The 8,734-nt window shown below is 72.3% G+C and carries 8 protein-coding genes; 1 reads left to right on the top strand and 7 read right to left on the bottom strand.

Annotated elements, in window-relative coordinates; genetic code table 11:
- Positions 1–143: 143 nt before the first annotated feature.
- The 7 genes from ACWFRU_RS35710 to ACWFRU_RS35680 all read right to left on the bottom strand — a co-directional run bounded on the left by ACWFRU_RS35710 (position 144) and on the right by ACWFRU_RS35680 (position 7,961).
- A complete protein-coding gene (locus ACWFRU_RS35710; protein WP_453692251.1) occupies positions 144–1,103 on the bottom strand; it encodes a cation diffusion facilitator family transporter in 960 nt (319 codons plus the stop codon).
- A 116-nt stretch (positions 1,104–1,219) separates the two neighbouring features.
- A complete protein-coding gene (gene manA, locus ACWFRU_RS35705) occupies positions 1,220–2,374 on the bottom strand; it encodes a mannose-6-phosphate isomerase, class I (protein ID WP_453692250.1) in 1,155 nt (384 codons plus the stop codon).
- 90 nt (positions 2,375–2,464) lie between these two features.
- Positions 2,465–3,667: an SIS domain-containing protein gene (locus tag ACWFRU_RS35700; protein WP_453692249.1), complete on the bottom strand. Its 1,203-nt coding sequence runs from the start codon at positions 3,665–3,667 to the stop codon at positions 2,465–2,467.
- Positions 3,668–3,789: 122 nt separating this feature from the next.
- Positions 3,790–3,966: a Trm112 family protein gene (locus ACWFRU_RS35695; RefSeq protein ID WP_363211587.1), complete on the bottom strand. Its 177-nt coding sequence runs from the start codon at positions 3,964–3,966 to the stop codon at positions 3,790–3,792.
- A 204-nt stretch (positions 3,967–4,170) separates the two neighbouring features.
- Positions 4,171–5,535: a phosphomannomutase/phosphoglucomutase gene (locus ACWFRU_RS35690; protein ID WP_453692248.1), complete on the bottom strand. Its 1,365-nt coding sequence runs from the start codon at positions 5,533–5,535 to the stop codon at positions 4,171–4,173.
- Positions 5,536–5,682: 147 nt separating this feature from the next.
- Positions 5,683–7,299: an L-lactate permease gene (locus tag ACWFRU_RS35685; RefSeq protein WP_453692247.1), complete on the bottom strand. Its 1,617-nt coding sequence runs from the start codon at positions 7,297–7,299 to the stop codon at positions 5,683–5,685.
- Positions 7,300–7,487: 188 nt separating this feature from the next.
- The gene (locus tag ACWFRU_RS35680) at positions 7,488–7,961 is read right to left on the bottom strand and encodes a DUF3499 domain-containing protein (RefSeq protein ID WP_453692246.1); all 474 of its coding nucleotides are present in this window, start codon (positions 7,959–7,961) and stop codon (positions 7,488–7,490) included.
- Between the two features lie 299 nt (positions 7,962–8,260).
- On the opposite strand from ACWFRU_RS35680, the gene ACWFRU_RS35675 reads away from it, so the two are divergent.
- The gene (locus tag ACWFRU_RS35675; protein WP_453692245.1) at positions 8,261–8,725 is read left to right on the top strand and encodes a metallopeptidase family protein; all 465 of its coding nucleotides are present in this window, start codon (positions 8,261–8,263) and stop codon (positions 8,723–8,725) included.
- Positions 8,726–8,734: the final 9 nt, after the last annotated feature.

Raw genomic sequence — 8,734 nt, 5'->3', positions numbered from 1 at the left:
GGGGCGGGCGCCGGCGCCGGCGGGGGGGTGGCGCGGGGTGGTGTTGCGGGTGGGGGGGCCCCCCGCGGCGGTTCTGGCCCGGGGGGGGGCGCCCCGCACCTGCACGGTGCGGGGCCCCGACTGCGTACGGGAGTGGCGGTAGGTCAGTGGGCACCCGGCGACTTCGCCGGGTTGGTGCCCTCTGCGGCCGCCGTCTCGCTGTAGATGTCCGGCTCCAGGTAGATCACGCGGGCGATCGGGACCGCCGCGCGGATGCGCTCCTCGGCCGCGTTGATGGCGGCGGCCACCTCGGCGGCCGTCTCGTTCTGCTGGACGGCGATCTTGGCGGCGACGAGCAGCTCCTCGGGGCCGAGGTGCAGCGTGCGCATGTGGATGACGCGGGTGACCGTGTCGCCGTCGACCAGGGCCTTCTCGATCTTCTCGACCTCTTCCGTGCCCGCGGCCTCACCCAGGAGCAGGGACTTGGTCTCCGCGGCGAGGATGATCGCGATCAGGATGAGCAGGACGCCGATGCAGAGCGTGCCGATGCCGTCCCAGACGCCGTCGCCCGTCGCGAGCGCGAGGCTGACGCCGACCAGCGCCAGGATCAGACCGACCAGGGCTCCGAGGTCCTCCAGGAGCACGACCGGCAGCTCGGGGGCCTTCGCGCGGCGCACGAACTGCGTCCACGTGAGGTTGCCGCGGGTGAGGTTCGACTCCTTGATCGCCGTACGGAACGAGAAGGCCTCGGCGATGATCGCGAACACCAGGACGCCGACCGGCCAGTACCAGTGCTCGATCTCGTGCGGGTGCTTGATCTTCTCGTAGCCCTCGTAGATCGCGAACATGCCGCCGACCGAGAAGAGCACGATGGAGACCAGGAACGCGTAGATGTAGCGCTCGCGCCCGTACCCGAAGGGGTGTTGGGGGGTCGCTTCACGTTGTGCCTTCTTGCCGCCGAGGAGCAGCAGCCCCTGGTTGCCCGAGTCCGCGAGCGAGTGCACGCTCTCGGCCAGCATCGACGACGAACCACTGAAGATGAACGCGACGAACTTCGCCACCGCGATCGCGAGGTTCGCGGCGAGTGCCGCGACAATCGCCTTTGTTCCGCCTGACGCGCTCATGTGTGCCCGTTGTCCCTTCGCCTGCGTACGTTTCGCCTGCGTACGTTCTTGTCCACTGCCGCTTTGCCCGGCCTTTGCGGTGGGTCATTGTTGCAGCACGAGGCGCTGGTGGTGAGTCAGGCCACCACAGTGGCACGGAAGACCGTGCCCACTCCGGACACTTCGGCCTTTTCGTCCGCGGGTACGAACACGGACTGGCCGGGCGTGAGTTCGCCGGCGTCGCCCACGCTCACGGAGCCCGCGACGCAGAGCAGGATCTGCGGGGTGGCGGCGGTGAGGTCGTGCGGCGCTCCGCCCTCGGGCAGGACGAAGCGGGAGAGGCGGAACTCGTCGATCGGGGTTTCGTAGACCTCCTCGCCGTCGGGCGACGCCTCGGGGCGCAGGATGCCCGGAGCGGTCGGCTCGAAGCGGACGATACGCAGGAGTTCGGGGACGTCGACGTGCTTGGGGGTCAGGCCGCAGCGCAGCACGTTGTCCGAGTTGGCCATGATCTCGACGCCGAGTCCGTCGAGGTAGGCGTGCGGGACTCCGGCGCCGAGGAACAGGGCCTCGCCGGGCTGCAGTCGGACGTGGTTGAGGAGCATCGCCGCGATGACGCCGGGGTCGCCGGGGTAGTGCCGGGCGATGCCCGCGTACGGGGCGTAGGCGCCGCCGAGCCGCTGGGCCGCGTCGGTGACCTCGGTGACGGTCGCCGCCATCTCGTCGGGGTCCGCGGTCAGGACGGCCGTCAGGACCTCGCGCAGCGCGCCGTCCTCGGGCTTGGCGTGCAGCAGGTCGACGTACGGCTTCAGGGAGTCGACGCCCAGACCGGCCAGCAGGTCGGCGGCCTCGACGGGGTCGCGGAAGCCGCAGAGGCCGTCGAACTCCGTGAGGGCGCAGATCAGTTCGGGCTTGTGGTTGGCGTCCTTGTAGTTGCGGTGCGGGGCGTCGATCGGGACGCCCCGCTCCTCCTCGTCCTCGTAGCCCTCCCTCGCCTGCTCCAGGTCGGGGTGGACCTGGAGGGAGAGCGGGGCGCCCGCGGCGAGGAGCTTGAGGAGGAAGGGCAGGCGCGGGCCGAACCTGGCGACGGCCGCCCGGCCGAGCTCCTGCCCCGGGTTCTCGTCGATCACCTCGTCGAGCGGACCGCGCCCGGTGCGCGAGGGCGCGCCGGGGTGGGCGCCCATCCACATCTCGGCCTGCGGTTCACCGGTCGGCTCGACGCCGAGGAGCTCCGCGATGGCGGTGGTGGAACCCCAGGCGTAGGGGCGGATGGTGTTGGTGAGGCGGTCCACGGAGGGGTTCTCCCTTACGTACGTACGCGGTGCGGGCGAGGCGGGGCCATGCGGGGCGGTGCTGCGTGCCAGGTCATGACCGGGCCGTGGTCATGATCGGTCCCTCGGGGCGAGCGCCAGGTAAACGGCGGCGAAATCCGTGACGGCGATCAGCTCCGCGAGCATCTCCAGGTCGTCGCCGTCCTCCGGTTCGAGCTCGCTGATCGCGATGTCGTGGCCGTGGGCGAGCTCGCGGGCCGTGGGCGCCGCGGTGAGGCCTCCGGCGTCCACCGGGCGGTCGCGGAGCAGGACGACGCGGGCCCGCAGGCGCTGGGCTTCCTCGACGCGGTCGCGGAAGAAGTCGTCGCCGTCGTCCTCGCCGCCCGACGCGAGGTTGCCCGAGAGCAGGGCGCCGTGCGCGGGCAGGGACTCCGGCAGCTCGCCCGCGACCGCGGGGTGCCCGGCGAGCTCGGCGAGGCCCGCGGCGAAACGGCGGCCCACGGGGCCCGCGAGCCCGCCCTCGGTCCAGATCACCGGGAGGGTCTCGTCGAGCTCCGCTGCGAGCGTCTTGGCGGGGTTGCCGTATGTCGCGACGACCGGGCCGCAGCGTTCGGCGACGTGGTCGAGGCGGTCGGCGATCTTCTCCAGGGTCTCGGCCGGCGCGGTGATCAGGCCGGTGCGGTCCAGGAGGATGAGGAGCGGGGTGAGCAGGGCCCAGAGGGTGGCGGGGGCGGAGGCCGCGGCCTCGTCGTCCACGCGGCGTGCCTCGTACGCCTCGGAGGCGCGCTCGCCGTCGTGCGGGGTCTCGTACTCCCCGTACGGGGAGGTGGCCATCGGGACCGTGAGGCCGTGCGAGCCCTCCACGCCCTCCGCGAGCGGGGAGCGGGCGGGGGCGACGGCCACGACGGTGCAGCCGCGGCGGTAGGCCTGGCCCGCGAGGAGTTCGAGGCCCGGTTCCGTGCCGTCCGGAGTGGCGACGAGCAGCAGGTCCAGGGGGCCCGCCCAGCCGGGGAGCGCCCAGCGCAGGGCGCCCGCGGCGGGGGCCACGCCGGTGGGGGCGAGGCGGATCACGGGGCAGCCGGCGCCCGCGAGGGTGCCGAGCAGATCGGCCACGCAGGTGGCGGCCGTGCCGGGGCCCGCGATCAGGATGGCGCGGGGGCGGCCGTCCGGCTTGAGCTGGGTGAGCCCGGCCTCCGTCGCGTGCCGCACCGCCGTGCGGACGCGGGCACCTGCCTCCGCGGCGCCGCGGAGGAGGCCGCGGCGGTCGGCCACGGCGAGGGCCTCGGGCGCGTCAAGGAGCGATTCGTCCAGCATGGGGTCGGGCCTCCGATTCGCCGGGCGACGGGGCGGGGGCGCCGCCGCTCGCACTGCTTGTCGTTACGCGGGGCCTGGCGGGGCGTTGCGGGGCCGCTGCCCCGGAACGGCCTTGCGGGGCCTTACGCGGGGCGGCGGGCCTCGTCGACGAGGAGTACGGGGATGCCGTCGCGGACGGGGTAGGCGAGGCCGCAGTCCTTCGCGGGCGCCGTGCAGACCAGCTCCGTGTCCGCCTCCTTGAGGGGGGCGTGGCAGGCCGGGCAGGCGAGGATCTCCAGGAGGCCGGCTTCGAGCGGCATGGGGTGGGTCCCTTCGAGCGGTGGGGCGAGGAATGTCGCCTGGTCAGCCTACCGCTGGCCCCTGGGCCTTGCGTGTGTGCCGCCGGGGCTTCGCCCCAGGCCCCCTGGGTGGGGCTTCCGTCGCTTCCGCCCTGCGGAACGCCTGCCCACAAACGGGGGGCGCCGGGGGGAAACGGCACGGGAACGCCTCCCCCCTCTACGTCCTCAGCCCCGGATGATTGCCAAAGCCTCGTCGCGGGTTCGGGTCATCGTCGCCTCGTCGCGGGCCTCCACGTTCAGGCGCAGGAGCGGCTCCGTGTTGGAGGCGCGGACGTTGAACCACCAGTCCGTGGACGTCACCGTGAGGCCGTCCAGCTCGTCGAGGGTGACGCCCTCCTGGCCGGCGTACCTCTCCTTGATGGCGGCGAGGCGGGCCGTCTGGTCGTCGACCGTGGAGTTGATCTCGCCGGAGCCCGCATAGCGGTCGTACTGCGCGACGAGCGCCGACAGGGGGCCTTCCTGGCCGCCGAGCGCCGCGAGGACGTGGAGCGCGGCCAGCATGCCCGTGTCCGCGTTCCAGAAGTCGCGGAAGTAGTAGTGCGCCGAGTGCTCGCCGCCGAAGATGGCGCCCGTCTTGGCCATCTCCTCCTTGATGAAGGAGTGGCCCACGCGGGTGCGGACCGGCGTGCCGCCGTTCTCCTTGACGACCTCGGGGACCGACCAGGAGGTGATGAGGTTGTGGATGACCGTGCCCTTGCCGCCGTTGCGCGCGAGCTCGCGCGAGGCGACCAGGGCGGTGATCGCCGACGGGGAGACCGGGGCGCCGTCCTGGTCGACGACGAAGCAGCGGTCCGCGTCGCCGTCGAAGGCGATGCCGAGGTCGGCGCCCTCCTCGCGCACCCGCTGCTGCAGGTCCACGATGTTCTTCGGGTCGAGGGGGTTGGCCTCGTGGTTCGGGAAGGTGCCGTCCAGCTCGAAGTACATCGGTACGAGGGTGAGGGGCAGGCCCTCGAAGACCGTGGGGACGGTGTGCCCGCCCATGCCGTTGCCCGCGTCGACGACGACCTTCAGGGGGCGGATGGACGTCAGGTCCACCAGGCCGCGCAGGTGCGCCGCGTAGTCCTTGAGGGTGTCCCGCTGGGTGAGCGTGCCGGGCGTGGCCGCCGGCTCCGGGGCGCCGGTCTCCGACCAGTCCTCCACGAGGGCGCGGATGTCGGCGAGGCCGGTGTCCTGGCCGACCGGTGCGGCGCCCGCACGGCACATCTTGATGCCGTTGTACTGCGCGGGGTTGTGCGAGGCCGTGAACATCGCGCCCGGCAGGTTCAGCGCGCCCGACGCGTAGTAGAGCTGATCCGTCGAGCAGAGGCCGATCTCCGTGACGTCGACGCCGAGCGCCGCGGCGCCGCGCGCGAAGGCGTGGGAGAGGCCGGGCGACGACGGCCGCATGTCGTGCCCGGTCACGATCGCGTCCGCGCCCGTCACCTTCGCGAAGGCGGCGCCGAACAGCTCGGCGAGCGACTCGTCCCACTGGTCCGGGACCACCCCGCGCACGTCGTACGCCTTGACGATCTGGGACAGATCAGCAGTCACGGCCAACCCTCTCTGCAGGTTCTGCGAGTTCAGCGGTTTCGGAAAGCACTCGGGCGAGTGCTCGCCGGTCACCCCAAACTACCCGCATCAACCGACAACCGGCTGTGAGCGGCGTCAAGGCTCCGTCAGCCGGACGTCAGGCTCTCGTCACGGCAGCATCCAGCCGAGGACCACCGTGCTCTGTCCCACGACGATCAGACACATCACCAGGAGCAGGGCGAGGCTCCAGGGCAGCACCTTGCGCAGCAGATCGCCCTCCTTGCCCGCGAGTCCGACCGCCGCGCACGCGATCGTCAGATTCTGCGGGGAGATCATCTTGCCGAGCACGCCGCCGGAACTGTTGGCGGCCGCGAGCAGTTCGGGCGAGAGCCCGGACTGCTGAGCCGCCGTCACCTGGAGCGCGCCGAAGAGCGCGTTGGCCGAGGTATCCGAGCCGGAGACCGCGACGCCGAACCAGCCGAGCACCGGCGAGAGGAAGGCGAGCCCCGCGCCCGCCGCCGCCACGAAGTGGCCGATGGTGGCGGCCTGCCCGGACAGGTTCATCACGTACGCGAGGGCGAGCACGGACGTCACCGTAAGGATCGCGAACCGCAGTTCGTGCACGGTCGCGAGCCACTCCCGCGCCGCCACGCGCGCGTGCACCCCGAGGACGGCGGCCGTGCCCACTCCGGCAAGCAGCACGAGCGTCCCGCCCGTCGCCACGAGCGGCAGCGAGAAGAGGTTGCCGCTCACCGGGTCCCCGTCGGGTCCTGCGACGTTCAGGAAGGGCCAGTCGAAGGTCTGCGTCGCCTTGGCGAGCAGGTCCTTGACCGGCGGGATCTGGGCGACCGAGAAGATGGCGACGATCAGGGCGTACGGGGCGTAGGCGCGCAGGATCTCGGGGCGCGGGTCGTCCTGGTCCAGGTCCTCGCTGCGTGCCCCGGTCAGGACGGCGACGCGTACGGGCTCCGCGGCGGGCTTGCGCGCGCCGGGCACCGCCATCAGGGCGCCCGCGCCGGCCAGTGCCGCCCCGATGTCGGCCAGTTGGGCCGAGACGTAGTTGGACGCGGCGAACTGCGCGGCGGCGAAGGCGAATCCGCACACCAGGGCGGGCACCCAGGTCTCGCGCAGCCCGCGCCGCCCGTCCACCAGGAAGACCAGGAGCAGCGGGACGACGAGGGCGAGCAGCGGCGTCTGGCGGCCGACGACCGTGGCGACGGTGTCCAACGGAAGCCCGGTGACCTGCGCGAGCGTCACCACGGGGGTGCCCATGGCGCCGAAGGCGACGGGCGCGGTGTTGGCCACGAGGGCGACGACGGCGGCCTTGACCGGGTCGAAGCCGAGCGCCACCAGCATCACCGCGGAGATCGCGACGGGCGCCCCGAAGCCGGCGAGCGCCTCAAGGAGCGCCCCGAAGCAGAAGGCCACGACGAGCGCCTGGATGCGCGGATCGTCCGAGAGCCGTCCGAAGGAGCGGCGCAGGATGTCGAAGTGCCGGGTGCGGACGGTCATCCGGTACACCCACAGGGCGTTGACGACGATCCACAGGATGGGGAAAAGCCCGAAGAGGGCACCCTGCGCGGCGCCGGACGCGGTCTGGCCGAGCGGCATCCCGTACGCGGTCCAGGCGACGAGGGCGGCGACGCCGAGGCCGATGAGGCCCGCGTGGTGGGCCTTCATGCGGACGGCGCCGAGCAGGACGAGGACGGTCAGGAGGGGCAGGGTCGCGACGAGGGCGGACAGGCCGAGCGAATCGGCCACGGGCTCCAGCTGCTGCACGTACACGGGCGGCTCCCCGGTTCCATTTCCGTATTCCGCGATGCGGAACGTGATCTCTCACGGCTGGGGGAATGGTCGAGTCGCCGACATGGGCACGTCAATGGGTCGCACAGGAGAACTTGTTCATCGATGAACGACAGGGGTCTCCGGAGAGGGGCCGTTCCCATAGGGGGGGCAGCAAGAAGAGGGGCGGTTCAGGAATCCGGTGAGCGCAGCACCCGCAGATGGCCGCGGCGCGCGACCTCCATCGGGTCCGCCCTGCGCGCGCCGCCACCGGCCTCCGCTGCACGCTCCTGCGGGCGGGCCGCCTCGCGCACCGCGTTGGCGAGCGCTTCGAGGTCGTCACCGCTGGGGCGGGCCGGACCGGAGGAGTCGGCGAGCCGGACGACCTCCCAGCCGCGGGGCGCTGTGAGGCGCTCGGAGTGCTCGGCACAGAGGTCGTAGCAGTGGGGTTCGGCGTAGGTGGCGAGGGGGCCGAGGACCGCGGTCGAGTCGGCGTAGACGTACGTCAGCGTCGCGACGGCGGGACGGCCGCAAGCGGTGCGCGAACAGCGACGTACAGGGCTCACGATGTTGGACGGTACCGCACTCTTGAGCGGGCCGCGACGACTCTCCGCGAGGTCACCCCACCGTGTCGTGCCGTGATCCCCACCACGGCACGCTCCCACGGCGCATCGCTGACCTGCGGTGACACAAGGGGCCCGAGTGGCCGGTGGTGTCGAATCCGGTCACTGCTTGGCGCAAATACCGTCATTCATCGCGAGGTCGGCGGTCCCGGAGAGATACGAAATCGGGCCCAACCCTGGCCGGAATGGTCATCGGGCGACATGCCGCGCGCCGGACGGAAGCAGTACGGACGCCGTGCGAAAGCAGTGCGAAAGCAGCGCGGAAGCAGTCCGGACGCCGTACGGAAGCCCGGTGGAAGCTGTGCGGAAACGCCGATTCCGAGGACTACTCTTCGTCAGTGATGGACGACCCCGTACAGCCCCGCGCCGCAGACCCGAGGCCCCGCCGCCGCGACCGCCACGGCAGGGGCATGCGCGGCCCCGTGGCGCCGCCCCAGGTGCCGCTGTCCGCCAGCCGCGCCGAGGTCTTCACCGACCTGGTGCAGGACTCCGTGGAACGCCTCGAACGGCGATGGCCGCAGCTGAGCGAGATCGACTTCCTGGTGCTCGAGGTTCCGGCGCTGGGGCGGGGCGGGGGCGCGGGCGAGGACGACTGGAGCGATGACGTGGTGCCGTTGGGCGGCACGATCGAGGCCTCCGGCGACCGTCCCGCCCGGGTGGTCATCTACCGGCGTCCGGTGGAGATCCGCACCAAGGGGCGGGACGAGCGGGCCGCGCTCGTCCACGAAGTGGTGGTCGAGCAGGTCGCCGAGCTCCTCGGACTGTCACCCGAGTCGGTCGACCCGCGCTACGGGGAAGACTCCTGAGGGGCTGAG

The sequence above is a fragment of the Streptomyces sp. NPDC055099 genome, from assembly GCF_053607685.1.
Note: the sequence above shows the minus strand (reverse complement) of the source record. Positions and strands in the feature narration are given on the sequence as shown.